The organism is Corynebacterium sp. HMSC078H07 (genome assembly GCF_001812805.1).
GTDB lineage: Bacteria > Actinomycetota > Actinomycetes > Mycobacteriales > Mycobacteriaceae > Corynebacterium.
Genome location: NZ_KV810519.1, coordinates 38573 through 64180, shown reverse-complemented (window position 1 = coordinate 64180; position 25608 = coordinate 38573). Strand labels below are relative to the sequence as shown.

31 protein-coding genes and 1 pseudogene are annotated in these 25608 nt (G+C 61.0%); 8 read left to right on the top strand and 24 right to left on the bottom strand.

Annotation, left to right across the window (positions count from 1 at the left end; genetic code table 11):
* Window positions 1-36 precede the first annotated feature (36 nt).
* Both eccD and HMPREF2875_RS13380 read left to right on the top strand, forming a co-directional pair.
* Window positions 37-1344 (top strand): type VII secretion integral membrane protein EccD, encoded by a 1308-nt coding sequence (gene eccD, locus HMPREF2875_RS12450; RefSeq protein WP_070673664.1) that lies wholly within the window; start codon window positions 37-39, stop codon window positions 1342-1344.
* Window positions 1341-2309: pseudogene (locus HMPREF2875_RS13380) on the top strand (S8 family serine peptidase); the annotation flags it as partial. The gene eccD and the pseudogene HMPREF2875_RS13380, both read left to right, overlap by 4 nt.
* A 157-nt stretch (window positions 2310-2466) precedes the next feature.
* On the opposite strand, the gene eccB reads toward HMPREF2875_RS13380, so the two are convergent.
* The 13 genes from eccB to secY form a co-directional block, all read right to left on the bottom strand.
* Window positions 2467-3753 carry a type VII secretion protein EccB gene (gene eccB, locus HMPREF2875_RS12440; RefSeq protein ID WP_070673507.1) on the bottom strand — a complete coding sequence of 429 codons (1287 nt, stop codon included), beginning with the start codon at window positions 3751-3753 and terminating at the stop codon, window positions 2467-2469.
* Between the two features lie 55 nt (window positions 3754-3808).
* The gene (gene truA / locus HMPREF2875_RS12435; protein WP_039673774.1) at window positions 3809-4666 is read right to left on the bottom strand and encodes a tRNA pseudouridine(38-40) synthase TruA; all 858 of its coding nucleotides are present in this window, start codon (window positions 4664-4666) and stop codon (window positions 3809-3811) included.
* A gap of 15 nt (window positions 4667-4681) precedes the next feature.
* Entirely contained in the window at window positions 4682-5515 is an 834-nt protein-coding gene (locus HMPREF2875_RS12430; protein ID WP_039674330.1) for a trimeric intracellular cation channel family protein, read from the bottom strand.
* Window positions 5516-5616: 101 nt separating this feature from the next.
* Window positions 5617-6138 (bottom strand): 50S ribosomal protein L17, encoded by a 522-nt coding sequence (rplQ, locus tag HMPREF2875_RS12425; RefSeq protein ID WP_070673506.1) that lies wholly within the window; start codon window positions 6136-6138, stop codon window positions 5617-5619.
* Between the two features lie 77 nt (window positions 6139-6215).
* A complete protein-coding gene (locus HMPREF2875_RS12420) occupies window positions 6216-7226 on the bottom strand; it encodes a DNA-directed RNA polymerase subunit alpha (RefSeq protein ID WP_039673770.1) in 1011 nt (336 codons plus the stop codon).
* Window positions 7227-7295: 69 nt separating this feature from the next.
* On the bottom strand, window positions 7296-7901 hold the full coding sequence (gene rpsD / locus HMPREF2875_RS12415; RefSeq protein WP_039673768.1) for a 30S ribosomal protein S4: 606 nt from the start codon (window positions 7899-7901) through the stop codon (window positions 7296-7298).
* Between the two features lie 21 nt (window positions 7902-7922).
* Window positions 7923-8327: a 30S ribosomal protein S11 gene (gene rpsK, locus HMPREF2875_RS12410; protein ID WP_039673766.1), complete on the bottom strand. Its 405-nt coding sequence runs from the start codon at window positions 8325-8327 to the stop codon at window positions 7923-7925.
* A gap of 3 nt (window positions 8328-8330) precedes the next feature.
* The gene (gene rpsM, locus HMPREF2875_RS12405) at window positions 8331-8699 is read right to left on the bottom strand and encodes a 30S ribosomal protein S13 (RefSeq protein WP_039673764.1); all 369 of its coding nucleotides are present in this window, start codon (window positions 8697-8699) and stop codon (window positions 8331-8333) included.
* A 186-nt stretch (window positions 8700-8885) separates the two neighbouring features.
* Window positions 8886-9104, bottom strand: coding sequence for a translation initiation factor IF-1 (gene infA / locus HMPREF2875_RS12400; protein WP_003854422.1), 219 nt, complete (start codon window positions 9102-9104; stop codon window positions 8886-8888).
* A 301-nt stretch (window positions 9105-9405) separates the two neighbouring features.
* Window positions 9406-10197, bottom strand: coding sequence for a L,D-transpeptidase (locus HMPREF2875_RS12395; protein WP_070673505.1), 792 nt, complete (start codon window positions 10195-10197; stop codon window positions 9406-9408).
* Between the two features lie 37 nt (window positions 10198-10234).
* Window positions 10235-11032, bottom strand: a complete 798-nt coding sequence (gene map / locus HMPREF2875_RS12390; protein WP_070673504.1) for a type I methionyl aminopeptidase — start codon at window positions 11030-11032, stop codon at window positions 10235-10237.
* A gap of 11 nt (window positions 11033-11043) precedes the next feature.
* Window positions 11044-11589: an adenylate kinase gene (locus HMPREF2875_RS12385; protein ID WP_070673503.1), complete on the bottom strand. Its 546-nt coding sequence runs from the start codon at window positions 11587-11589 to the stop codon at window positions 11044-11046.
* Entirely contained in the window at window positions 11589-12914 is a 1326-nt protein-coding gene (secY, locus tag HMPREF2875_RS12380) for a preprotein translocase subunit SecY (protein ID WP_070673502.1), read from the bottom strand. Before secY ends, HMPREF2875_RS12385 begins: the two co-directional genes overlap by 1 nt.
* A 368-nt stretch (window positions 12915-13282) precedes the next feature.
* On the opposite strand from secY, the gene HMPREF2875_RS12375 reads away from it, so the two are divergent.
* Together HMPREF2875_RS12375 and HMPREF2875_RS12370 are read left to right on the top strand one after the other, a co-directional pair.
* On the top strand, window positions 13283-14590 hold the full coding sequence (locus tag HMPREF2875_RS12375; RefSeq protein WP_070673501.1) for a class I SAM-dependent methyltransferase: 1308 nt from the start codon (window positions 13283-13285) through the stop codon (window positions 14588-14590).
* A 13-nt stretch (window positions 14591-14603) separates the two neighbouring features.
* Window positions 14604-16091: an FAD-binding oxidoreductase gene (locus HMPREF2875_RS12370; RefSeq protein ID WP_141754647.1), complete on the top strand. Its 1488-nt coding sequence runs from the start codon at window positions 14604-14606 to the stop codon at window positions 16089-16091.
* Window positions 16092-16171: 80 nt separating this feature from the next.
* On the opposite strand, the gene HMPREF2875_RS12365 is transcribed toward HMPREF2875_RS12370, so the two are convergent.
* The 7 genes from HMPREF2875_RS12365 to rpsH form a co-directional block, all read right to left on the bottom strand.
* Window positions 16172-16549 (bottom strand): hypothetical protein, encoded by a 378-nt coding sequence (locus HMPREF2875_RS12365; protein ID WP_070673500.1) that lies wholly within the window; start codon window positions 16547-16549, stop codon window positions 16172-16174.
* 538 nt (window positions 16550-17087) lie between these two features.
* Window positions 17088-17534, bottom strand: coding sequence for a 50S ribosomal protein L15 (gene rplO, locus HMPREF2875_RS12360; protein ID WP_039673748.1), 447 nt, complete (start codon window positions 17532-17534; stop codon window positions 17088-17090).
* A 3-nt stretch (window positions 17535-17537) separates the two neighbouring features.
* Window positions 17538-17723, bottom strand: a complete 186-nt coding sequence (gene rpmD / locus HMPREF2875_RS12355) for a 50S ribosomal protein L30 (RefSeq protein WP_039673747.1) — start codon at window positions 17721-17723, stop codon at window positions 17538-17540.
* A gap of 3 nt (window positions 17724-17726) precedes the next feature.
* Window positions 17727-18353: a 30S ribosomal protein S5 gene (gene rpsE / locus HMPREF2875_RS12350; protein ID WP_083311939.1), complete on the bottom strand. Its 627-nt coding sequence runs from the start codon at window positions 18351-18353 to the stop codon at window positions 17727-17729.
* 40 nt (window positions 18354-18393) lie between these two features.
* Window positions 18394-18795 carry a 50S ribosomal protein L18 gene (rplR, locus tag HMPREF2875_RS12345; protein WP_070673499.1) on the bottom strand — a complete coding sequence of 134 codons (402 nt, stop codon included), beginning with the start codon at window positions 18793-18795 and terminating at the stop codon, window positions 18394-18396.
* A gap of 3 nt (window positions 18796-18798) precedes the next feature.
* On the bottom strand, window positions 18799-19335 hold the full coding sequence (gene rplF, locus HMPREF2875_RS12340; RefSeq protein WP_049157327.1) for a 50S ribosomal protein L6: 537 nt from the start codon (window positions 19333-19335) through the stop codon (window positions 18799-18801).
* Window positions 19336-19349: 14 nt separating this feature from the next.
* Window positions 19350-19733 (bottom strand): 30S ribosomal protein S8, encoded by a 384-nt coding sequence (gene rpsH / locus HMPREF2875_RS12335; protein ID WP_070673498.1) that lies wholly within the window; start codon window positions 19731-19733, stop codon window positions 19350-19352.
* 308 nt (window positions 19734-20041) lie between these two features.
* Between rpsH and HMPREF2875_RS12330 the strand changes: the two genes are divergently transcribed.
* Window positions 20042-20290, top strand: a complete 249-nt coding sequence (locus tag HMPREF2875_RS12330; RefSeq protein ID WP_070673497.1) for a DUF6457 domain-containing protein — start codon at window positions 20042-20044, stop codon at window positions 20288-20290.
* Entirely contained in the window at window positions 20287-21138 is an 852-nt protein-coding gene (gene fdhD, locus HMPREF2875_RS12325) for a formate dehydrogenase accessory sulfurtransferase FdhD (protein ID WP_070673496.1), read from the top strand. Before HMPREF2875_RS12330 ends, fdhD begins: the two co-directional genes overlap by 4 nt.
* Here fdhD and HMPREF2875_RS12320 read toward each other — a convergent pair.
* From HMPREF2875_RS12320 to rplN, 4 genes are all read right to left on the bottom strand, one after another.
* Complete coding sequence (locus HMPREF2875_RS12320; RefSeq protein WP_070673495.1) at window positions 21107-21892, bottom strand: formate/nitrite transporter family protein; 786 nt, start codon at window positions 21890-21892, stop codon at window positions 21107-21109. The two genes, fdhD and HMPREF2875_RS12320, sit on opposite strands and share 32 nt — an antisense overlap.
* Before the next feature lie 156 nt (window positions 21893-22048).
* Complete coding sequence (gene rplE, locus HMPREF2875_RS12315; protein WP_070673494.1) at window positions 22049-22600, bottom strand: 50S ribosomal protein L5; 552 nt, start codon at window positions 22598-22600, stop codon at window positions 22049-22051.
* Window position 22601: 1 nt separating this feature from the next.
* Window positions 22602-22916 (bottom strand): 50S ribosomal protein L24, encoded by a 315-nt coding sequence (gene rplX, locus HMPREF2875_RS12310; RefSeq protein WP_039673728.1) that lies wholly within the window; start codon window positions 22914-22916, stop codon window positions 22602-22604.
* 4 nt (window positions 22917-22920) lie between these two features.
* Window positions 22921-23289: a 50S ribosomal protein L14 gene (gene rplN, locus HMPREF2875_RS12305; RefSeq protein WP_070673493.1), complete on the bottom strand. Its 369-nt coding sequence runs from the start codon at window positions 23287-23289 to the stop codon at window positions 22921-22923.
* 375 nt (window positions 23290-23664) lie between these two features.
* Here rplN and HMPREF2875_RS12300 point away from each other — a divergent pair, with 375 nt between their 5' ends.
* Together HMPREF2875_RS12300 and HMPREF2875_RS12295 are read left to right on the top strand one after the other, a co-directional pair.
* Entirely contained in the window at window positions 23665-24549 is an 885-nt protein-coding gene (locus HMPREF2875_RS12300) for a carbohydrate kinase family protein (protein WP_070673661.1), read from the top strand.
* Window positions 24546-24929 carry a hypothetical protein gene (locus tag HMPREF2875_RS12295; RefSeq protein WP_070673492.1) on the top strand — a complete coding sequence of 128 codons (384 nt, stop codon included), beginning with the start codon at window positions 24546-24548 and terminating at the stop codon, window positions 24927-24929. Before HMPREF2875_RS12300 ends, HMPREF2875_RS12295 begins: the two co-directional genes overlap by 4 nt.
* Window positions 24930-25608: the final 679 nt, after the last annotated feature.

The window sequence follows — 25608 nt, the reverse complement described above, 5'->3', positions numbered from 1 at the left end:
GTAGCCCAGAAAAATTTCTCGGGGGAGGTACTTTCCATGACCCGCGCACTCGCGCATTCCATTCACGTCACCGTCCGCATCCATGCAGGCCAAGCACGCAAAGAGGCAGATATATCCCTGCCCTTATCCGCGAGCGTCGGGGAGATGCTGGGAGAGTTGCTCGTGCTTGTCGACGTCTCCCCCGCCCCCATCCTCTGGCGCGCTACGACCGCTTCGGGCAAGGCCGTATCGATGACCGCACCGCTTGACCGCACTCCGCTCGAGGATGGATCGGTACTGGTTCTCAGCCCGGACGAGTCACCACCCGCCCCGATTGTCCGGGATGCGGCGGAAGCGCTCGCTGCCGATGCACCATCAACCACTCTGGAGGGTCTCGCGGGCGTGTGGGGCTGCGCCGGGCTCATCGCCATCGGAGGGCTCCTCACGGCTGCCTTGTCCCCAGCAGTGGGATGCGCCGCCGCAGCAGTTCTTGCTGTCGTGCTGGCGGTGTGGACGCGGCGCGGTTCGCTGTTGGCCGCAGCACATATCGCTGCTGGACTGGCCGGCTGGTTCGGCGTAGGCGGCTCCGACGCGAGTTCGGCGGCGCTTGCCGGTTCAGCTGCAGCACTGGCCATCATGGCGCTCCTTTCCCACCTCCTGCGCGTAGGCGGGCTACGGGCGCGAGCGATAGCCGCGACGTGGTGCGTGCTCGCGCTCATCGGACTGCTGGGCGCCGCCCCGCTCCTCGCCGCAATCCTGGGTCTTCTCGCTGGTGCACCCCTGCTCACCACGCGACTAGCGGGTCTGCGCGTGCCACAGCTGCCCACCGCCGGTCAAGATTTGAGCATTTCAGACGACGTCCCTACCGATAACGCTGACAAAGCCCGGCGCGCCGGGCAGGCTTATGAAGGAATCGCTGTGGGCTGCGCGCTGGCCGGTATTCCCGCAGTGCTCTTCATCGCGCTGAGCGCCCATGACGCGGAGATAGTCAGGGCTTCTCAAGCCTTATGCCTGAGTATCGCAGGCGGGGTCATCGTCCATGCAGCACGGCATGCCCGGACCGTGGCTGCCTGGGCGCTGGGCCTTTTAGGTGTGGCCGCTGCCTGCGGCGCGGTTGCGGTGGCGGTGCGGGAGTGGCAGCTAGAGTCCTCGCCGACGGCGACAACGTGGGTACTCAGCGTTGTTGCCGGGCTCGTCATTGTGGCGATGCTCTCAGCTCCGATGTGGGCAGGCGCCCTTGCCCACGTGGAACCGACCACCATCGTGTGGTTCGAGCGAGCTGAGGCCCTTGCATTGGCTGCCTGCTTACCCCTGGCGGCACACTTAGCAGGGCTCTTCGAGTTCATCCGGGGACTGGGCTCATGACAGCGAGCAGACACATCGGGGTGATGGCGCTGAGTGTCGGGCTGCTTTGTGCTGGATCAACAGTGGATAGTTCGCAGGCTGCTGCACGTGAGCCAGATACCGCCTGCGCGGAAGCCACTCGTGCGGCACAGGGACCGCAGCCCTCGGCGCAGTATGCGGAGTACCGCTCGCGCCTGCATTCCTTTGCCACGGGGGCCGGGGTAAAAGTCGCAGTTATTGATACCGGCGTGGCCGCCCACCCGCAGCTGCGGGTGACACCTGGCACGGACTTCGTGACTCCGGAGGAACCCGACCCCATGCGTGACTGCGACCTGCACGGCACTGTCGTTGCCGGCGTCATTGCCGGCCGCGATCTCGGAGTGGCCCCAGAGGCGGAAATCTACTCTATCCGGCAGACCAGCACGCACTATCGGACCCCACCGCCCGCCGATGCGGAAGGCGCAGACTCTCCGAGCGAAGATGCTGAGCAATCGGGTTCCGGAACGCTGGCTAGCCTGGCGGCAGCGATTGAGGATGCCGTCGATGCCGGGGCCCACGTCATCAACGTATCCGTCGTCTCCTGCGTGCCATCAGATGCTGCGGCACGGGTCGATCGTTCTGGCTTGGATGCCGCCCTGCAGCGCGCGGAGGAGGCCGGGGCGGTGGTGGTGGCGGCGTCGGGAAACGCGACCTCCGGCGGCTGTGACAAGGGCGACGTCGTGTTTCCCGCCGTGGCAGATACGGTTCTCTCCGTCGGCGCTCTGGCCACGCCGCACGAGCTCGCCGACTATTCCATCGGTGCACCTTTGAGCGCTGAGGGCGACGTCCCCCTTGCTCTCGAACCTGGTGGTGGGTGGGCCACTGCCAAGGGCGACACACTGTTCCAGGGCACCTCCTTCGCCGCTCCCCTGGTCAGTGGGACGGTCGCCCTACTCACGCAGCGTTACCCCGATGATTCTCCGGCCCAGCTGCGCGAGCGCATCATCGGCTCGGCAGAGCCAGGCAACGGGGTGGTCGATCCGCTTGCAGCGCTGACCTACCGTCCGCTGGAAAGCGAGAACGCGTACCGCGACATCAGCGTGGTACCGCACGCCCCACCGGCCTCGGCCAGTTGGCCGCGAGTTCGTAGGTTGCTGGCGCTTCTTACTTTCCTTCTCCTGGTGGCAGCAGTGAGTGCTCGTGTTGTAAGGCCTCAGCGCGGCTCAGTGCGGAGCCTTCCGGCAACAAGCGCAGAATTTCCCATGGCACCTGTTCCGGCTCATCAAGCCCCAGGGAATTAAGCTCGGCAGCGCCGGCCAGCTCGTGCCGCCTACCGGTGGATGAGACCACGTGATAGCCGTGCCCGCTATCCACGCCTACCCCTGCCTGCAGGCCAGCAAAGCGTTGTGCTGCCGATTCACCAGGCAGGGCCACCGTAGCGGTAACCGGCTGAGCACTACCTGCGCCATGGTGGTGGGTCGCGCACAACCAACCCTGCTCGGGCGAGAGGAACTCGACGCGGGTGGTGGGAAGGTGGAAGGTTGGTGGGACGTCGCTGAGCGCAGCAACGTCTTGGGCCTGCGCGGGGAGTCGCTGCGCGCCGACGCCCACGAGCATCTCTGCCTGCGTCGGGGTAATGGCGAAAACGCCCTGCTCCGTGCGGGCCCAAAGCTGCTCGCCCGTATCGAGGATTTCCGGCGGCACGGCCGGAAAACTCAGCGGCTCCAGCTCAGCGAAGGCATTAAGCAGCTCCGTGGGGACGCTCCACACTGCTGTTTCTGCAGTCATTCCCAAAGCACGGCGCAGCACACGGCCTTGCGTGCTCGTGGCCTCCGGCAGGACAACGCGGCCCTGTCCGGTGAGCAACCACTGGGTTCCATCAGATTCCGCCACTGCGGCCTGTTCCTCATCGAAACCCCGCACACCATGATGGGCCACAACTGTCACGGTGCCAACGCGGTTGCTGGACTGCCAGTTCTCCCCCTCCGTGGACTCTTCCAGGCACGCCGCCCAGCCCGGTTCCTCTCCTGTTCCGGCCGCCAGAAGGTTCGGTGCATCCACAATCCCCAATGGTGTGCCCAGGCTGACCTGCTCCAGGAAGCTCTCCCCAGCAGCGCTGGGTTCCACCGGTTCGTTGGCGATGAGCCGGGCGGAAGCCAGGTTGGCCACCGGGTGGTAGGTTCCGTTGACCAGAGCTAGAAGCTGTCCTTCGGACGAGCGCACCACGGGTGCATCACCGGGCTGCGGGTCCGGCTGCATCCACGCGATGAGACCCGAGCCCAGACTCAAGAAGGCCACCGCAGCTATTCCGCCGAGCAGCGCGCGCCTGCGCCGCTTTAGCGGATCATGAATCATACGAATATCCCCGAACACCAGCCCGTGCTCGAGTCGACGCAACAAGAATTTGTGGCCCGATACCTGGGCCTTGGTAGTCGGCAACGCGCGTGCCATGAGAATCCTCCCCCGAATCTGAGCGCCACCCTCCCACGGCGCAGTGGGTTCTAGATTAACCCAACTCGGTATCCTCCGCAGCGCGACGACCACGGGTCATCGCCGCCCGCGCGGCCAACTGGTCCGCATCGGGGTAATCCACGCCCACCAGGCTCAAACCTTGAGCATCAGCAAGCGGGATCTCTGAGGACCGGCTTTCTTCCCGCAGCATATGGGCGGCGAAGTCAACTCCGCGCGAGCCCTCCCCCACCCGCAAACAGCAGCCCACCAACGAGCGCACCATGGACCAGCAAAAGGCATCCGCGGTTACGTGCGCCTCGTAGAGCTGCGGCTCCGCGGGCGTCGACACGTCCTTCCACTCAAAGGCAAGGAGCTCGCGAATGGTCGTGGCGTGCGGCTTCGCCTTGCAGAAAGCCACGAAGTCATTGAGCCCCACCAGCTGATCGGCCGCGGCCTGCATTAGCTCCAGGTCCACTGGCTTGAACCACGTCGCGGTATCGCGTGCGCGAGTCGGAAGTGCACCGCGCGGATGGGTGGTGATGCGGTAGACGTAGCGGCGGCGTAAGGCAGAAAAGCGCGCGTCGAAATCTGCGGGAACTTCGGTGCAGGCGTGGACGCGGACGTCGGCAGGCAGCAACTTGGCCAAGCGCTTCACCAGCTTGGTGGGATCGCCGTCAATGCTGCGCTGTCCCAGCGCCGCCCGTGTGGTATCTAAGTGCGCCACCTGACCGCTGGCATGCACTCCGGCATCGGTGCGCCCAGCCACGGTGAGCTCCACTGGGTGGCGCAGCACCATGCTCAGCTTCTCCTCAACGGTCTGCTGAACAGTGCGCAGGCCGCCCTTCTGCTTGGCCCACCCGTGGAAGTCGGTGCCGTCGTAGGCCAAGTCTAGGCGAAGGCGAACGTTAGTCATGGATGCTGATTCTACCTAGTCGTTGGCATTCCACTCGCGATTGAGTTCCCAATCCTGGGCCGCGTGCTGGCGCTTCGCGCTCTTGCTCACGCCCAGCTTGCTCAAAGCGGCATAGCCAGCCCGCTTGGGGTGCTTTAGATTCTTCTTGGCCTGGCCGGCTTTGCGCTTGGCCTTGCGGGCGCCATCCCGAACAATGCGGGCAGACAAGCGCAGGCGCGGGTCCATGGGTTGTTCGGCTCCCCGGTATTCAAACACCGGCAGCGACCATCCAAAGTAGATCGCAGCCACGCGCAGCGCCAGCGCTAGGCATACCGTCACGACGCCAGCGACCTCATCGCTGAGCCCCAGCTCCATCAATCCCGCATAAGAAAAGGCTGCAAGAACAGAAATGGAGGCGTACAGCTCGGCGGACAAGACCAGCGGGATACGGTCGGACAACAAGTCACGCAAAATACCGCCAAAGACACCGGTCAGCACCGCAGCCACGGCAGCGATAACCAACCCATGGCCATGTTCCAAGGCCTTCTGAGCACCAAGGACACTGAATACCGCAAGGCCCAGGGCGTCGAGAAGCAAGAATACATGCCGGAAATAGTGCATTAGGAAGGACATATAAACCGTGGCGACGGCGGCGGCCACCACGGCCAAGAGGAAGCGCGGTTCCGCCACCCACGTCAACGGGTAGGCGCCCAGCACCATGTCGCGGATCGTGCCGCCGCCCAATGCGGTGACTGCGCCCAACATGATGACGCCAAACAGATCCATCTTTTGCCGGCCAGCGGACAGCGCAGCGGTCATCGCCTCGGAGACGATGCCGATTACGTACAGCACAGTAAACAGCGGGGTCATAGAGTATACGTTCTGGTCGGGGTTATATAGCCCAGAAAGCATAACAAAAGGCCGCAGCCCCACCTAAGGTGGTACTGCGGCCTAGTTAAGGCGAGAGAAGTTTACTTCTCCTCGGACTCCTCAGCAGCGGTCTCCTCGACCTCTGCCTCGGTTGCCTCTGCCTTTGCTTCCTCAGCGGATTCAGCCTCAGCCTCTTCGGCCTTAGCTTCCTCAGCCTGCTTGGAAGCAGCTGCGCGGGTAGCGCGGTTAGCCTCGGAGGTCACGGTCTCCTCGAGAACGAGGGAGATCTGGGACATCGGGGCGTTGTCACCGGTGCGGTTCTCCAGCTTGATGGTGCGGGTGTAGCCACCCTCACGGTTCTCAAACTTCGGTGCCAGCTCGTCAAAGAGGTAGGCAACAACATCCTTGTGCGGGATGAGCTTGAGAACAGCGCGGCGGTCAGCAACGGTGCCGGACTTAGCCTTGGTGATGATCTTCTCGATGTACGGACGAAGAACCTTCGCCTTGGCATCGGTGGTCTTGATTGCGCCGTGCTCGATCAGGCTAGCTGCCAAGTTGCTCAGCAGGTGAGCCTGCTGCTTAGCGGAGCCTCCGAGACGGGCACCCTTCTTAGGGGTTGGCATTGTGTACTCCTCGTGTGCGGATAAATTGAGCGCGCAACGAGCGCTTCACAAGCGCCGTTACGATTCAGCGGAATTCTTTACTCGGAATCCTCAGAAGCCGGGTCCTTGAAGTCACCGGTTTCTGCGTCGTAACCTTCGAGCTGGGTCGGGTCGAAGTCCTCAGGGGTGTCCTTGAGAGCCAGGCCCAGGTTAGCCAGCTTGATCTTTACCTCGTTAATCGACTTCTGACCGAAGTTACGGATATCCAGCAGGTCCGATTCGGTGCACTCGGCGAGCTCACCAACGGTGTGGATCTCCTGACGCTTCAGGCAGTTGTAGGAGCGGACGGAGAAGTTCAGGTCCTCGATCGGCATGCTGTAGGCAGCGATGTACTCCGTCTCCTGCGGGGACGGGCCAATTTCAATGCCCTCAGCGGCGGTGTTCAGCTCGCGAGCCAGGCCGAAGAGCTCGACCAGGGTGCCGCCGGCGGAAGCCAGGGCGTCGCGGGCAGAAATCGAGTTCTTGGTCTCGACGTCGATGATCAGCTTGTCAAAGTCGGTACGCTGCTCAACACGAGTAGCTTCGACCTTGTAAGAGACCTTGAGTACCGGGGAGTAGATCTGGTCGACCGGGATACGGCCGATTTCCCCAGAGGTAGCGGCAGCCGGGACGTAGCCGCGGCCGCGCTCGACGACGAGTTCCATGTCCAGCTTGGCGGACTCGTTCAGGGATGCAATGTGCAGATCCGAGTTGTGGATCTCCACGCCAGCCGGCGGCTGGATGTCACCTGCAGTCACCTCACCCGGGCCCTCCTTGCTCAGGTACATGACCACCGGCTCATCGGAGTCGGAGGACAGGACCAGACCCTTGATGTTCAGGATGATCTCGGAAACGTCTTCCTTCACACCGTTGATAGTGGTGAACTCGTGGAGCACACCATCAATCTTGATGGAGGTTACTGCTGCGCCCGGGATGGAGGACAGCAGCGTGCGACGAAGCGAGTTACCGAGGGTGTAGCCGAAGCCCGGCTCGAGCGGCTCGATGACGAACTTGGAACGAGACGAGTCGATGAATTCCTCGGTGAGCTGAGGACGCTGGGAAATAAGCATGGAATTTCTCCTTGTCGGCGCCCGCTATATGACGCCGGTAGAAGGGGTAAAGAATCAGATATCGAAAGTTTACTTCGAGTAAAGCTCGACGATGAGCTGCTCCTGCAGCGGGATGTCGATCTGAGCGCGCTCGGGCAGCTGGTGCACGAGGATGCGCAGGGTGTCCGGGACGACCTGCAGCCACGCCGGAACGTTGGCGTCAATCAGGCGATCCTGGGCCTCTTCGAACCATTCCATCTTCTGGGAACGCTCGCGGACATCGATGATGTCGTACTGAGTGACCTGGAAGGAAGGAACGTTGATCTTCTTGCCGTTCACGGTGAAGTGACCGTGGGAGACAAGCTGGCGAGCCTGGCGGCGGGTGTTAGCCAGACCAGCACGGTAGATCACGTTGTCAAGACGGGACTCGAGCAGGACAACGAGGTTGTCACCGGTCTTGCCCGGGAGGCGGTTAGCCTCAGCGTAGTAGCGACGGAACTGACGCTCGAGCACACCGTAGGTGTACTTTGCCTTCTGCTTCTCCTGGAGCTGCAGCAGGTACTCAGATTCCTTGATGCGGTTGCGACCAGCCTGTCCCGGAGGGTACGGGCGGCGCTCAAATGCCATATCGCCGCCGACCAGGTCGACGCGCAGACGGCGGGATACGCGGGTAGCGGGGCCAGTATAACGAGCCATTGTTTTACCTCTTCCTTTCCCTTAAACCTTGCGGCGCTTGGTCGGACGGCAGCCGTTGTGCGGCTGAGGGGTGGCATCCGTAATCGAGTTAACCTCGAGGCCTGCTGCCTGCAGGGAACGGATGGCGGTCTCGCGGCCGGAGCCCGGACCCTTGACGAATACGTCAACCTTCTTCATACCGTGGTCCATTGCCTTGCGGGCAGCGTTCTCAGCGGCCATCTGGGCTGCGAACGGGGTGGACTTACGGGAACCCTTGAAGCCAACGTGGCCAGAGGATGCCCAAGAGATGACAGCTCCATGCGGGTCCGTGATGGACACGATGGTGTTGTTGAAGGTGGACTTAATGTAGGCGTGGCCAGCGGCCACGTTCTTCTTTACGACGCGACGACCACCACGGCGCGCGCCGGAACGAGTCTTCGGTGGCATGTTTTACTTCTTCTTTCCTGCGATCGTCTTCTTCGGACCCTTGCGCGTACGAGCGTTGGTCTTGGTGCGCTGACCACGTACGGGCAGGCCACGGCGGTGGCGGATGCCCTGGTAGCAGCCGATTTCAATCTTGCGACGGATGTCAGCCTGAACCTGGCGGCGGAGGTCACCCTCTACCTTCCAGGTAGCTTCAATAACGTCACGCAGCGCCGACAGCTGGTCATCATCCAGGTTGTCGGTGCGCAGGTCGGGAGAAATGCCGGTCTTTTCCAGCAGTTCCTTGGCACGGGAAGGTCCGATGCCGTAGATGTAGGTGAGAGCAACCTCCATGCGCTTGTTGCGCGGGAGGTCAACACCAGCTAGACGTGCCATGTGGCTAGTCCTTTCGGGTTGTTACGATGGTTTTCTCCTCATCCGTCCCCCACCACGCATGCGCTTCGCCCCGGGCCGAGCCGGGGATTCAGTGGGCATGCTTAGCAGTGCAGGCTCAGGCCATCGCAGCCTGAGGTAGAAAGGGGCGCATCAAGTGCGTCCCGTGGATAAGGAGGCTTACTGTCTTTACTTGTAGCGGTAGACGATGCGTCCGCGGGTCAGGTCGTAAGGAGACAGCTCTACAACAACGCGGTCCTCCGGGAGGATGCGGATGTAATGCTGACGCATCTTGCCAGAGATGTGTGCAAGAACCTTGTGTCCGTTGTCGAGCTCGACGCGGAACATTGCGTTAGGCAGGGGTTCGACGATGCGACCCTCAACCTCGATTGCGCCTTCCTTAGCCATAACCTCTACTTTTCTGGTGAACGTTGAAAGTACGCCGCGCTTGGCGACGTCCCCATCTTCACCTGCATGTTTGATGTCTACTGCCTGGTGTTTCTGCACGCACTTCAACGTTGTGAAGCACCACGTGCAGACACCAGCTCTCAAGCATACGCTGCGATAACGCTATTTCCAAATGTCGCTAGCGCAGAGCACAGCAGATAGGCCCCAAGACACGCCGAAAGCCCGCCACCCCAGTGAGGTGACGGGCGTGAGAGGGGGTAGAGCCTCTCTCAGGCGTTGTCAAGGGGAGCCTACACAACGCTTAGTAAATGAAGACCTTGGAACCGACCGGCACATCGTTCCAGAAGCGCACCGCGTCCTGGTGGGTCAGGCGAACGCAGCCATTGGACTGGTACGCCGGGGACCCTTCGTGGAAGGCGTGGCCATTGTTGGTGAAGTACATGGCGTACGGCATCGGAGCGTCGCCGAACTCCCAGGAGATCTCGTCCTTGATCTTGCGGTTGATGTAGAAAGTACCGGCCGGGGTCTCCTCGCCCGGCTTACCGGTGGAGACACCCTGAGCAACGTAAGTGACGTTGCCATTGCCGTCCTGCAGCCAGGAACGGTGACCACCGCGGTCGACGCAAATGCGGGCATCGGCCGGGCACGGGCCGGTATCGAAACGCTGTGCCTTGCGCTCAGCCTCAGCCTTGCGTGCAGCTTCCTCGGCTGCGGCCTTTTCACGTGCCACCTGCTCAGCGTGAGCGCGCTCTTCGGCTTCGCGTGCAGCGCGGATCTCCGCGTTCTTCTGATCAATAAGGCCCGGGAAGATCAGCTCGATGGCACCGTCGATGACGGGACGGAGAGCATCGGCTGCCTGCGGGTTAGAAGCTCGAAGGGACTCGAGAATATCGTTGCGGGACGTCCATGCGCTTTCACGCGTTTGGCCCAGGAAGCTATCGACCTGAGACTGAACGTCGGAGGACAAAGTATCGAAGGACGGGGCGGTCTGCGCGTTGGCTGCAGGTGCGGTCAGAAGAGAGACGGACACGAGGCCCGCTGCGGCTGCTCGGCGTAGGGAACGAGCACCAGAGTGGGAACGAAGTTTAGACATGGCAAGAAGTATAAACCTTTCCGCCATAAATTCCTACCTATGCGTAGCGCTGGGTCAGGATTCGGGGACCATTCTCCGTGGCCGCCACGGTGTGCTCCCAGTGAGCCGCGAGGGAGCCGTCGGTGGTGACGACCGTCCAGTCGTCGCCAAGCACGGCGTTATCTTCCGTGCCTAGGGTAAGCATCGGTTCGATGGCCAGAACCGATCCGTCTTGAATGATAGGGCCGCGGCCGGCTTGGCCTTCATTGGCCAGGTAGGGCTCCTCGTGCATTTCACGCCCGATTCCATGGCCGCCGTAGCCGTCGACGATGTAGAGTTCGATGCCAAATTTATCCTCGGCAGCGTAGGTGGCTTGCTCGAGGGCAGCAGAGACATCGGTGAGGCGGTTGCCCGGAACCATGGCCTTGAGGCCCTCGTGGAGGACCCATTCGGTGGCATCAGACAGCGCCTGGGCCTCAGCGCTGAGCTTTCCGACGCCAAACGTCCACGCGCTATCCCCTACCCAGCCATCGAGGGTGGCGCCGCAATCGATGGAGATGAGGTCACCGTCGCTAAGGACGATATCGCTACTGGGAATGCCGTGGACAATGACCTCGTTGACGGACGCACAGATAGAACCTGGAAAGCCGCCGTAGCCCTTGAAGGTGGGCACGGCACCGGCATCACGAATGGTTTGCTCAGCTACCTCGTCGAGCTCCAGCGTACTCACACCAACAGCGGCGGCAGCGCGCACTGCCTGCAGGGCGCGGCCAACAATTTCGCCGGCTGCTTGCATAGCGTCAAGCTCGCCCGGGGTGCGGGCAGGTATGGTCCTCGTGCGTCGTCGAAAAGCCATAGCGAAGGGAGTTACTTGCCCATCGCCGTAAGCGCGCGCTCGTTGATCTCCTCAACGGACCCCTCAGCCTGGATCGGGATGATGGCCTCACCATAGTGCTCGATGAGCGGGAAGGTCTCGTCGCGGTAGACACCGAGGCGGGTACGGATGGTCTCCTCAGTATCGTCAGCGCGGCCGCGGGCCAGCATGCGCTCAACGACGACATCCTCGGACACCTCGAAGTTGAGAACGCCATCGAGCTTCAAGCCCTTATCGGCCAGCAGTTTCTGCAGGATGTCTGCCTGCTCCACGGTGCGCGGGAAACCATCCAGAAGGAAGCCATTCTTCGCGTCATCCTCGTTGAGACGGTCCTCCACCATGCGAGCGGTGACATCCGTCGGCACCAGCTTGCCGGCGTCGATGTAGGACTTAGCCTCAACACCGAGCGGAGTTCCTTCACCAATGTTGGCGCGGAAGAGGTCACCGGTGGAGATGTGCGGGACGCCGAGCTTCTCGCTGAGGAGAGCAGCTTGGGTGCCCTTGCCGGCACCGGGAGGGCCAAGGAGTACGTAACGCATTACTTAAGCAGTCCTTCGTAGTTGGATTGTAGGAGCTGGGACTCGATCTGCTTGACCGTGGTCAGAGCAACCGAGACCATAATGAGGATGGCGGTACCGCCGAAGGCGGAGGTGCCGCTGGCGCCCGCGCGGCCGATGCCCAAGTCCAGAAGAACATTCGGCAGGACGGCAATGAGTGCCAGGTAGATCGAGCCGACGAACAGCAGGCGGTTCATGACGAAGCCCAAGTATTCGGCGGTCGGTCGGCCCGGGCGGATACCCGGGATGAATCCACCATACTTCTTCATGTTGTCCGCCTGTTCAGCCGGGTCATACTGAACGGAGACATAGAAGTAGGAGAAGAAGATGGTCAGTACGAAGTACAGAACGATGTACTGCCAGGAGCTCGGCGCCTGCAGGTGAGCAATGACGTTGCGCTGCCACCAGTTATCGGACACGCCCGGGGAGCCGGAGTTCACGATCTGCGTGATAAGCACCGGCATGTAGATAAGGGAGGACGCGAAGATGACCGGGATAACACCGGCCTGGTTAACCTTGAGCGGCAGGTAGGTGGAGGAACCACCGTACTGGCGGCGGCCCACCATACGCTTGGCGTACTGCACCGGGATGCGGCGCTGGCCCTGCTCGATGAAGGTAATACCGACAACCAGGATGATGAGGCCAGCAACGACCATGGCGAAGACCAGGCCGCCGTTGTTCTGCATAATGCTCACGCCGTCAGTTGGCAGGCGAGTAGCGATACCGGCGAAAATCATCAAGGACATACCGTTACCAATGCCCTTTTCGGTAATGAGCTCACCCATCCACATCACGAGGACAGCACCTGCCGTCATGGTGATGACGAGGACGATAAGGGTGAACAGGTTGCGGTCCTCCGCCAGGACGCGCACGCCTTGACCCAGCAGCTGCTCGCGGTCCGCCAGAGCCACGATGCCGGCCGACTGCAGAAGCGCCAGCGCCAGGGTGAGGTAACGCGTGTACTGCGTCATCTTGGCCTGGCCCGACTGGCCTTCCTTCTTCAACTGCTCGAAGTGCGGAATGACCACGGTCAGCAGCTGCACGATGATGGACGCCGTAATGTACGGCATGATGCCGATGGCGAAGATAGACAGCTGCAGCAGCGCACCACCGGAGAACAGGTTAATCACCGAGTAGAGGTTGCCGGATTCTTCCGTCAGTTCGCGAAGACGACCAGCGATGGTGGCGTAATCGACGCCCGGGGACGGGATCTGCGCGCCAACGCGGTAAAGGATGATCAAAACGATCGTGAAGATGATCTTCTTACGCAGGTCGGCGTCTTTAAAAGCCTGCAAAATGGCGGACACTACTAAATCCTCCTGGCCTACCGCGCTTAAAATGCGGGCCGAAACTGCCGCGCACGGAGGTGGAACTCATCTGTTCCTACTGCATGAGAGCCCTTTCAGGCACGTCATAGGAACGGTTGAACACTTTTGACCCCATTACCCTACCAGCCGCGCGCTATTTCGCCACATCTACCCCTCGGCCAACTGAAAATAGTTTTGTCCCTAGCGGTATTTCTCATTCCGTCCTACCATGGCCTGTGTTGCTCCTTAGCAATGTCGCTACACGGCGACCTACACCTCTTCGACCTCTCCCGCGACGCCCGGGGCGCCTCGGAGTACGGCCGTATACACATCTGCCTGACGATGAAGCGAAAGAAGTATGTAGTTTTATGAGTACGCGATTTACTCCCATGAGCGTGGCGGAGATCATTGATGCATTCGTCCCGCAGCCCAATCCTTTCCGTTGGGAAGCCTTCGACGGTTCCGTCACCGGCCCTGCCGACGCTCCATTCACCGTCACGATCAACAGTCTCCAAGGCTTGGCCTATATCGCCACGCGCCCGGGTGATGTCGGGTTCGCCCGCGCCTATGTCACCGACGGCATCACGGTTGAAGGTGAACACCCAGCGCACCCTTATGGCATCTTCGACGCACTCCACGTCATGTATGACAAATTCACCAAGCCGGACGCCAAGACCCTGGCGCGCGTCGTGCGTTCGCTGGCGTCCATGGGTGCGTTCCAGATTCAGCCGGTTCCCGAGGTCGAGCGCGCCTCGTGGCTGCGCCGCAAAGTGCACGAAGGCCTGTCGAAGCACTCCAAGGAGCGGGATGCCGAAGTCATTTCCGATCACTATGACGTGGGCAATGATTTCTACGAGCTCTTCCTCGGTGACTCAATGACCTACACCTGCGCCTACTATCCCTCCCCCGACGCCACCCTGGATGAAGCTCAGGAAAACAAGTACCGCCTCATCTTTGACAAGCTGCGTCTCAAGGAAGGCGACCACCACCTTGACGTCGGCTGCGGCTGGGGCGGCATGGTGCGCTACGCCGCCAAGCGCGGAGTGAAGTCCCTAGGCGTGACATTGTCCAAGGAACAGGCCGATTGGGGCCAGGCCAAGATCAAGGAAGAGGGCCTTGAAGACCTCGCCGAGATCCGCTTCATGGATTACCGCGACGTCACCGAGGAGGGCTTCGACGCCATCTCCGCCATCGGTCTGCTCGAGCACATCGGCGTGAAGAACTACCCCGATTTCTTCCGCTTCCTTAACGGCAAGCTGAAACCCGGCGGCCTCATGCTCAACCACTGCATCACCTACCCGGATAACCACAAGACGCCGAAAGGCGGATTCATCGACCGCTACATCTTCCCCGACGGCGAGCTGTCCGGCTCCGGCACCATCACCAAGTGCATGCAAGACGCTGGATTCGAAGTCGTGCATACCGAGTCCCTGCGCTTTGACTACATGCGCACGCTCCACGATTGGTGCGAGAACCTCAAGGAAACGTGGGAGGAAGCCTGCTCCCTGGTGGGCCTTCCCACCGCGCGTCTGTGGGCCATCTACATGGCCGGCTCCGAGTGGGGCTTCGAGCACAACATCATCAATCTCTACCACTTCCTGGGCGTCAAGCTGGGCGACGCCGGCTCCCGCGCTGGTGTTCCTGAACGCCGCTGGTGGGAAGATTCGCGTTTCTAGGAGGAGAATTATGATGTCGCGTCTCATTAACCGAATCAGCCATCACCGCAGTGTCGATGCCGTAGAGATCCCGCCGGTGGGCTGGCGGGCGCATAGGGAGGGCGTCGATAAGCTCCTGCGTAGCTTCCGCGCCGTGCCGAAGGATAAGCGCGTCCGCCTTTCCAAGAAAACCTCGAATCTCTTCCGCGGCCGCAGCGGCGAGCAGATGGGGCTCGATGTCTCCGGCCTAACCGGTGTCATTGAGGTAGACCCCATCGCGCAGACCGCCGAGGTTCAGGGTATGTGTACCTACGAAGACCTAGTCGACGCCACCTTGCCGCATGGGCTCATGCCTTTTGTGGTGCCGCAGCTGAAAACCATCACGCTCGGCGGCGCCGTAACGGGTATGGGCGTGGAATCCACAAGCTTCCGCGATGGCCTGCCGCATGAATCGGTGGTGGAGATGGATATCCTCACCGGTACCGGGGAGATTGTCACGTGCTCGCGCGACAAGAACGTCGATCTGTTCCGCCTCTTCCCCAACTCATATGGCTCCCTGGGATACGCAGTGCGCCTGAAGATTGAGCTGCGAGAGGTGAAACCCTACGTGGAGCTGCGGGAGGTGCGCTTCAACAACCTTGAAGCACTGTCCCGCACGCTCGACGACGTCTCCCGGACCCACTCCTACGAAGGCCACACGGTCGACGGGCTCGATGGAGTGGTTTTCTCCCCGAAAGAGGCATACCTGGTCATGGCCCGCTTCACAGATGAGGAGGGGCCCACCTCGGACTACACTCGAGACAAAATTTTCTACCGCAGCCTCCAGCACGCCCGCGGCGTCCGCCACGACCGACTAACAATCCGCGATTACATCTGGCGCTGGGACACCGATTGGTTCTGGTGCTCCCGCGCATTCGGCGCGCAGAACCCGCGAGTGCGTAAAGTCTGGCCGCGTGAGCTACGGCGCAGTTCCTTCTACTGGAAGATCGTGCGCTTGGACCGCAAGTACGAGCTCGAGTACAACTTTATTAAGAAGCCCAAGGGCCTGCCCCGCGGCGAGCGGGTAGTGCAAGACATCGAGGTCACTCCGGAAAATCTGCCGGAGTTTCTGCGTTGGTTCTTTCAGGCCTCCGATATCCAACCGGTGTGGCTGTGCCCGATCCGCCTGCGCGACGGGGTTGAAAGTCTCATCGGCACCGGTGATATCGCGGCTGATTCCCCCGATCCCTGGCCGCTCTACCCGCTATTGCCAGGCCAGACTTGGGTCAACGTTGGTTTCTGGTCAGGGGTGGAGGGCAACCACGTCGACCCGACTGCTCCCGGCAATGGCGCCTTCAACCGCATTATTGAGGCCAAGGTCAGCGAACTTGGCGGCCACAAGTCCCTTTACTCGGAAGCGTTTTACTCCCCCGAACAGTTTGCGTCACTCTACGGTGGCGAACTGCCCACACGCATCAAGGCGGTGGCCGACCCAGACAACCGCTTCCCGAGCCTCTACGAGAAGACGGTCAACAACGCCTAAGCTTGACGTCTCAACCAAACAGGCCCCCATCACCAGGAGCTCATCCCTGGCCATGGGGGTCTTGCTACATTCAGGAGGGGTTACGCGACTGCGTCCACGCGCACGAAGCCGTTATCCGCTAGGGACTTCATCATGCGGTCAACAGCAGCCTGGTCGGTATCCGGGTTGTAGGACTCAAGGAAAATGATGTGGGCAGTCGTAGTGCCCTCAAAGCGAATAGTCATGAATTCGTGGCCCAGCTCCTCGGTGACGAGGAACAGTTCGCGCTCCACAGCCTTCTGAGGGCTCAGCTCTTCACCCGGCTGCGCAGCAGGTGCGTTCTCACCGGTGGTGGCATTCGCCACGTGGGCGGTCGGGGCCTGGGAATGAACACCATTGCTATCGAGCGGTGCGGCGAGGCCGAACAACGACATAACGGTGGCTATAAAACCCGCGACGAGCTGGTTTACGAAGGTCATGAGCTTCTCCTTAAACTGCCATACAGTAATCCTGAGACAGAAATATATCACCTCATGACTTTCTAAGCTAGCCGGGCACTAGCAGGAAACTGGCGAAACACCAGCAGCACACCAGCGGGTCAAGCGCACCGGCGGGACACAAGTAGGGCGCTAGCGGGACCCAAGTAGGGCGCTGGCAGAGCCGGAGCGGAGCATTGGAACCTTCTAAGAAATGCCTTTTGCGGCACCAGTTCAGCAAATCCCCAGGTCACCGAATAAGAATTCGGCCATAAGGTACCCCTCAAAAGGCATTAGTACCTTTTGCAGCCCGCCCACGACGAAACCCCAGGTCAACACATAACAACCGGACCATAAGGTGCCCCTCAAAAAGCACTAGTACCATTTAGCGCCCAGAGAGAAGCCGCGCCCTCGTTGCCTTCCAGCACACCACGCCCCCGGCGGCCATGCGTGAGCGAAAACGCCGCAACCCTCCCGCAGGACACCGAGATGGTGGCCCATGGGAGGGTGCAGTTAGATTCTCCGCGAATCGAGAAAAGATTTACTTGGTGGTGGCGGTGCCGCCAGCAGCCTCAATCTTCTCAACAGCAGACTTGGAGAACTTGTCAGCGGTGACATTCAGCTTAACGTTGATGTCGCCGTTGCCCAGAACCTTGACCGGCTGGTTAGCGCGAACGAGGCCAGCAGCTGCAATGTCAGCAACGGTGATGTCGCCACCCTGTGCAAACTTCTCAGCCAAGTCAGCAACGTTCACTACCTGGTACTCAACGTGGTTCGGGTTCTTGAAGCCCTTGAGCTTCGGCAGACGCATGTGCAGCGGCATCTGGCCACCCTCGAAAGCAGCAGAAACCTGCTTACGAGCACCGGTGCCCTTGGTACCGCGACCAGCGGTCTTACCCTTGGATGCCTCACCGCGGCCGACGCGGGTCTTGGGCTTGTTGGAGCCTGCGGCCGGGCGCAGGTCGTGGAGCTTGATGATATCAGCCATGGTTTACTCCCCTGCCACTTCTTCGACGGTGACCAGGTGACGCACCTTGTGAACCATGCCGCGGATGATCGGGGTGTCCTGCTTGACAACAGAGTGTCCGATGCGCTTGAGACCAAGAGCCTCAATGTTGGCGCGGTGGTTCGGCTTGGTGCCCACAAGGCCCTTTACCTGAGTAATCTTCAGAGCCATTGCTTATGCCTCCTGACCTGCGCGCTTGCGCAGCATCTGGGCTGGCGTGACCTCTTCGAGGGACTTGCCACGACGTGCGGCAACTTCCTCGGGGCGAACCAGCTGCTTGAGGCCGTCCACGGTAGCGCGGACGACGTTGAGAGCGTTGTCGGAGCCCAGGGACTTCGACAGGATGTCCTGCACGCCAGCGCACTCAAGCACCGGACGAGCAGCACCACCGGCGATAACACCAGTACCCGGAGCGGCCGGCTTCATCATGACGATGCCAGCTGCGTCGCGACCCTGAACCGGGTGGGTAATGGTGCCAGCAATCATCGGGACGCGGAAGAAGTTCTTGCGAGCCTCTTCTGCACCCTTCTGGATTGCGGCCGGGACTTCCTTGGCCTTGCCGTAGCCGACGCCAACCATGCCCTGGCCGTCGCCAACGACGACGAGAGCGGTGAAGGACATGTTGCGGCCACCCTTAACGGTCTTGGAGACGCGGTTGATGGTCACAACGCGCTCGATGTACTTATCGCGCTCGTTGTCCTGCTGGTTGCGGCGGTCGTTACGACGGCCGTTGTTGCGACCCTTGCGGTCGTTGTTGTTCTCGGCGGAGCGTCCGCCGTCACGCTGTTCACGGTCCGACATTAGGCGTTCCTTCCGTTGATGTTTCCGTGTGCCTTAATCATTAGAACTGCAGACCACCTTCGCGAGCGGCGTCGGCCAGCGCAGCAACGCGGCCGTGGTACTTGTAGCCTGCACGGTCAAAGACGACCTGCTCGATGCCAGCGGCCTTGGCGCGCTCAGCGATGAGCTCGCCTACCTTGGCAGCCTTGGCCTTCTTGTCACCCTCGAGTGCGCGCACGTCGGCTTCCATGGAGGAAGCAGCGACCAGGGTGTGGCCGGCCAGGTCGTCGATGACCTGGACGTGCATGTGGCGGGAGGAGCGGTGAATGACCAGACGCGGTGCCTCAGGGGTGCCGCGGAGGGTCTTACGGATGCGGAAGTGGCGGCGCGCGCGTGCTTCACGACGACGCGAGGAAATGTCCTTGCCAACCGGGGTGCGCTTTGCGTTTTCAGTGTTAGCCATTGCTTACTTACCCGTCTTTCCGACCTTGCGGCGGACCTGCTCGCCGTCGTAGCGAATACCCTTGCCCTTGTAAGGATCGTCCTTACGCAGGCGGCGGATGTACGCGGCGACCTGTCCAACCAGTTGCTTGTCAATACCAGATACGGAGAGCTTGGTTGCGCCGTCCACAGCGAAGGTGATGCCCTCCGGAGCCTCAATGAGGATCGGGTGGGAGTAGCCCAGAGAGAACTCCAGGTCCTTGCCCTTCTGCTGGACACGGTAACCGACACCGAAGATTTCCATCTTCTTGGTGTAGCCCTCGGTCACGCCAACAACGGCGTTGTTGACCAGGGAGCGAGACAGACCGTGCAGAGCGCGGTTCTTGCGGTCGTCATCCGGACGGGAGACCTTGATCTCATCGTCCTCGACAGCTGCGGTGATCGGCTCCGGCAGCTCAACCTCGAGGGTGCCCTTGGAACCCTTCACGTTGACAACCTGGCCGTTGATGGTGATCTCGACGCCCTTCGGGACGGCGATAGGTGCTAGACCGATACGAGACATGTGTCAATCCTCCCTTACCAGACGTAGGCGAGAACTTCTCCGCCTACACCCTTCTCCTGAGCCTGACGGTCAGTAAGCAGACCCTGGGACGTGGAAATGATGGCCACGCCCAGGCCGCCCAGAACCTGCGGCAGTTCGGTGGACTTTGCGTACACACGCAGACCCGGCTTAGACACGCGACGCAGACCCGAGAGGGAACGCTCACGGTTGTTGTACTTAAGCTCGAGGGACAGCTCGCGGCCCTCGACGGAGTAGTCAGCGATGTAGCCTTCCTGCTTCAAGATCTCGGCGATGTTCACCTTGAGCTTGGAGGTCGGCATCGACACGGAGTCGTGGTGCGCATTAGATGCGTTGCGCACGCGCGACAGCATGTCGGCAATAGGATCAGTCATAGTCATATGAGTGACCTGTAACCTTTCTCGTTGCGGTTCCCGTAACTCACCAAAGCGTTCTCCGTGTGATTTCGGGCTACTCACGCTCCCCACGGTCAATACCGTGAGGCGCTCGCCACCCTTTGATACAGACAACGGTCCGCTATCTACGGCGAGGGGCCTACAACAAAGTAGATGTGTTCAATTCTTCCGGCTTGGCACATTTCCGCTGTTCGCGCACCATTTCTCAGTGCGGGATGAGGAAAAATGCAAGTCCGTCGGCTTACTCTACCCGTTGACATGCTGTTTTCCAAAACGCGTTAGCATTGTTGGTTATGAGTGAAGAACAAGACCCCATCCGTACGGCACACCAGTGGCTTGAGGAGGCTGCAGTGCTTGTCGACGTCTCCCCGGCCGACGCCACCGCCCTCATCAAGGAGTTGCTTGGCCTCACCAAAGACGTGGCCCATACTCAATCCCGCCCCGCTGCCCCGCTGACGGCGTATTTGGTTGGTTTGGCCTCGAAGGATGTCGACGAAGCTCGCGCGCACATCGCCACCTTGAAGGAGGCCCTCAACCGATGAGTGGGCGCATCAACGCCACCTTTGCGGTGACCAAGGTGCGCCTCGATGAGAAGGGCCAAGTCATCCAGGTCGATACCCGCGGCGATACCGTCGCCGGCGAAGAGCCCCTGGAGATTCGCGTCGGCGGCCAGACGCTCACGACGACGATGCGCACGCCCGGCCACGACGTCGAACTGGCCCACGGTTTCCTCCACTCCGAGGGCCACATTGAAAAGGTCACTGACGTCCACGAGGCCCGCTACTGTGCCGGCGCCTCCGTGGATGGGCGCAATCCTTATAACCTTCTCGACGTGGAACTCACCAACCCCCATGCGCTTACCCTCGCGGATCTGCGCCTCACCACGACGACCTCTGCCTGCGGCGTGTGCGGCACCTCCTCCATCGAGGCGCTCATGAAGCAATCGCGTTACGAGATTCCGCAGGTGCCGGTGGATCCGAGGGTCGTCGCTCAGCTTCCCGACGCCCTCAAACGGGAGCAGAAGCAGTTCCGCAAGACCGGGGGCATCCACGCCGCGGGCGCGTTTACCCTCGACGGCGAACCTATCGTCGTCCGCGAGGACGTAGGCCGCCACAACGCCGCCGACAAGGTCATTGGCCACCTGCTCATGGAGGACATGCTCCCCGCCAGCGACCTCATCCTGGTCATGAGCTCGCGCGCCAGCTTCGAGCTCGTCAACAAGGCCGCCATGGCCGGCTTCGGCATGCTCGTCGCGGTCTCCGCCGCCTCATCTCTGGCAGTTGAAACTGCACGAGAGACCGGAATGGCGCTGGTGGGCTTTGCCCGCGGCGACCGCTTTAACCTGTATTCAGGCGAGCTTAGTCGCGGTACGCTTCCGGGCCAGAGTTAAGCCAGGCGTACACGCCACCAATAAGGAAGCCGCCGCCGATAAGGTTGCCGACCCACACGATGGACCAGTTGAGCAGCACCGCACCGAGGGTAAAGCCCTCCGGCAGCGGGCTAGCGCAGAAGAAGGTCAGCAGCATGAGACAGAAGTTCGCAATCACGTGCTCCAGGCCCAGGCCCACGAAGCAGGCAATGATCGGCACAATGACGAAGAACTTGGACACAATGTCCTTCGCAAAGACCGCGCCCACAATCGCCATGTTGACCACGAAGTTAGCCAGGATGGCCTCCACGAACATCCCGCCCGGGCCCTTGGTCAGCTTGCCCATCGACAGCGTGGCAATGAGGTGATTCGGGTCAATACCGCCCAGCTTCGCTGACATTCCCATGGCAGCGGCAAAGAGCACGACGCCCACCAAGTTAAACAGCGTGGTAACGACCAAGAGCCACATACCCTTGCCCCAGCTCACATGCTTGTTCACGGCTCCATAGACCATGTACATCATGTTGCCGGTGGCCAGGTCCGCGCCCAGAATGACGATGGCAAACAGGCCCAAACCAAACAGGCAGGCAAAGACCAGAGAGCCCATGCCTTCCATATGCTTCTCGACGCCCATTCCCAGCACCGCCGCAAACGCCGTACCGATGGCCAGGTACACGCCTGCCAGGGTAGAGCGGACAGCAAAGCGGGAGAAGGACTGATCTAGGAGCGTGACTTTCTTGGTCACGGCCGCCGCAGCAGCATCATTCAAGGACATCGATTACCTCGCACGAAAGGGATTTCAGAGACCTTTGTATCGTACTCCCCTGCACCGCGTTAGACCTAGCTGGACCTTCACCTATCCATAAGCCTTTGGACGCAAAAATCCCCCGGCCTCCTTCACGGAGTGCCGGGGGATTGCCTCAAGCGCTATTTACTTGAACGGGAAGCCGAGCTCGCGCAGGAGCTTGCGGCCCTCCTCGTCGTTGGTAGCGGAGGTTACGACGGTGATGTCCATACCGCGCGGGCGGTCCACCTTGTCGATGTCGATCTCGTAGAACATGGTCTGCTCGGTAAGACCGAAGGTGTAGTTGCCGTGGCCGTCGAACTGCTGGTCGGAGAGACCGCGGAAGTCGCGAATACGCGGCAGCGCGATGGTCAGCAGGCGGTCCAGGAACTCCCACATGCGGTCGCCGCGCAGGGTAACGCGTGCGCCGATGGGCATGCCCTCACGGAGCTTGAAGTTAGCGATGGACTTCTTAGCGCGACGTACCTGCGGCTTCTGGCCGGTAATCGCGGTGAGGTCCTCGATGGCGCCGTTGATCAGCTTGGAGTCGCGGGCAGCGTCGCCCACACCCATGTTAACAACGACCTTGGTGACGCCCGGAATCTGCATCACGTTGTCGTACTTGAACTCTTCGTTGAGAGCCTTCTTGATTTCCTCGCGGTAGCGGGTCTTCAGACGCGGAGTGTAGTTCTCGCTCATTTTAGATGTCCTTCCCGTTGCTACGTGCGATGCGGACCTTCTTGCCGTTTTCATCGAAACGGTAGCCCACGCGGGTCGGGTTGCCCTCGGAGTCCAGGATCGCAACGTTGGACACGTGGATCGGAGCTTCCTGGGTTACGATTCCGCCGGACTCGGCGCCACGCTCGGTAGCGGAGTTAGCAACGTGCTTCTTAACGCGGTTAACGCCCTCAACGAGGACCTTCTCACGCTTCGGGTATGCCTCGATGACCTTGCCCTTCGCACCCTTGTCCGGGCCCGAAATAACAATCACCATATCGCCCTTATGAATCTTCATAAGACTAGATCACCTCCGGTGCGAGAGAAACGATCTTCATGAACTTCTTGTCACGAAGCTCGCGAGCAACCGGGCCGAAGATGCGGGTACCGCGCGGCTCGTTGTCACCCTTGAGAATAACTGCGGCATTTTCATCGAAAGCGATGTAGGAGCCGTCCGGGCGACGGGTCTCCTTCTTGGCGCGGACGACGACAGCCTTGACGACATCGCCTTCCTTTACGTTGCCACCCGGGGTGGCTTCCTTGACAGTGGCGACAACAACGTCACCAATGCCAGCGAAACGTCGAACGGAGCCACCGAGAACGCGGATGACGAGGATCTCTCGTGCACCGGAGTTGTCGGCGACGCGCAGACGCGATTCTTGCTGAATCACTATGGGTCTCCTGACCTGGATTAACGTGCGTCAAGATTTCCGTCCTTGACACACCTGGTCTACTTACTTACGTGGCATAGGTTGTGCGACGAACACGCTGTTCACAGCGGTCGAAGGGTCTCGGTGCGGCGATTCGGAAACGCATCGCACTGCACCGACCGGCCATATGCAACCCGTACATTCAACCATGCCCTACCCCATTTCCCCAAATCACGCGTGTGCGCCACGCGCTTCCCCTCATGCCGATCCCCACCAACCCAGCAAACCGGTCCCCCTCCGACCTTCACACCAATCCCCCACCTCCCGCCGCGCCGAGCGGGCGGAGAGAGGTAAAAATGCGGACGGTAGTTCATATCCCCCGATACTATGGCCTCCATGGACATTATGGTGTGTGGCGAAGGACTCGTTGACCTCGTTCCGCGCGGCCGCGGCCGGCTGGCGGACTTAACCCCGGCGCTGGGCGGCGGCCCCTTCAACGTGGCAGTGGCGGCTGGGCGTTTGGGCGCTCACGTGGGATTTCACTCGCGCATGTCCACGGACGCGTATGGCTGCGCGTTGGTGGACCGCCTGGCAGAGGAAGGCGTGGACACCTCGCTGGTGCAGCGCGGGCCTGAGCCCACCACGCTGGCGGTGTGCAACATTGCGGACGACGGCTCGGCCACCTACTCCTTCTACACGGAGGGCACGGCGGACCGTTTCGTGGAGCCAGTGCTTGCCGACGTCCCCTGGGCCTGCTTCGGCACCGTCTCCCTAGCCCTCGAGCCGGGCGCCTCGCGCTATGCCGCGTTACTCAAGGACTTGGCGGCCCAGGGCACCATGGTGGCGTTGGATCCGAATATCCGTCCCTTCTTCGCCACGACATCGCACCGCGAGTTTCTACTGTCGTTGCTGCCCCATGTCACGCTGCTGAAGCTTAGTGAGGAGGAGGTCGATTTCCTTGGGGCTGAGGCATTGGAGCACGTTCCCGTGGTCGTGACGACCCGCGGTGGGGAGGGGCTGAGCGTGCGCACGGCGTCGGTTGCGGTTACGGTCCCGCCCGTTGCGGTGGAGGTGGCCGATACAATCGGCGCAGGTGACACCGTTATGGCGTCTCTTCTTACTTTGCTCGCTGAGCGAAAGCTTAGCGCCTCAGAGCTTACTGCCCTCACCGCTAAGGAGTGGGAGGACATCTTGCACTTCGCGGCCACGGCGGCAGCGATTACGGTCTCGCGCACTGGCGCACAGCCGCCTTCCCGGGCCCAGGTGGAGGAACGGCTATGACCTATTCCCTGCGCGCAGCCATCCTGCATGGCGTGCTTCTTCTCTTGTCCACGGTGTCTTTCGTTCTGCCCGTCGTCGCAGGCACGCGAGCGCTGCTGAGCATTCCAATAGCCGCAGGAGCCGCAGTGATTCTGGCGGTGCTTATGCTGGTGGATTCCTCCCGCCATGCCTTCTCCCCCACCCAACGCCCCACCCGTGGGCTACGAGTGCTGTCCGTACTGGCGGCCGTGGCACTCATCGCGGGCTGGGTGCTGTGGATGATGATTTACAACACCTTCGACAAACCGTTGGGCACCGAGTACCGCGTGGGCACCTTCCTGCTGGGGATGAGTACGGTGCTCAATGCGTTCTGCATCGCCATCGCGTGCATCAAGCGCTAATACTGGCCCGACGCCCGTTAACTCTTAAGCATCCTTGAGGCGCTTTAGTAACTCGGAACGGTGCTCAGAGATATCTTCGAAATGACGAACTACGTACTCACTAGCCCGCAGCAATAGGCGTTTCGCTTGTTCTTCGGAAAGCGACCCTGAGTTGGCTCATTTTAGTGCGGAAGTCAGGGTCCGGTGATGGCGTGGACGAGGTTTTGTACTTCGGCTGGTAGTGGCGTGGCCGCGTGGATCGTTTTGTCTTCGACTCTGAGTTCAAAACTGCGATACTTTTTGAAAGTTCGCACGAGTCGTTTAATGCTTAGTCCGGTTGCTGATTCCATCATTCGACTTACTGCGAGTGCCGCCATGACGATATTGAGGTTCGCATTAATCTGGTCCGCGGTTCGGGCATAAATTGGTCGCGCCTTGAGATCGGATTTCGACATCCGATTGCCCGCGTGTTCGCTCGTGACTGCCTGGACAGCAGTAGCCCCAGAAGCAGTCGTCGCAGTACGGTTATACGGGCTCACAAAAGCTCACTACCGTCCACCCCACACCCCACCCCCTTAGCGCGGGAAAATACCCAACCCCAACACCAAACCAGCAGGTCTACGCGTCAAGAGTTAAGTCGGTCACACCACAGTGAGCCAAGTCAGGTTACAACACCTTCGACAAACCGTTGGGCACCGAG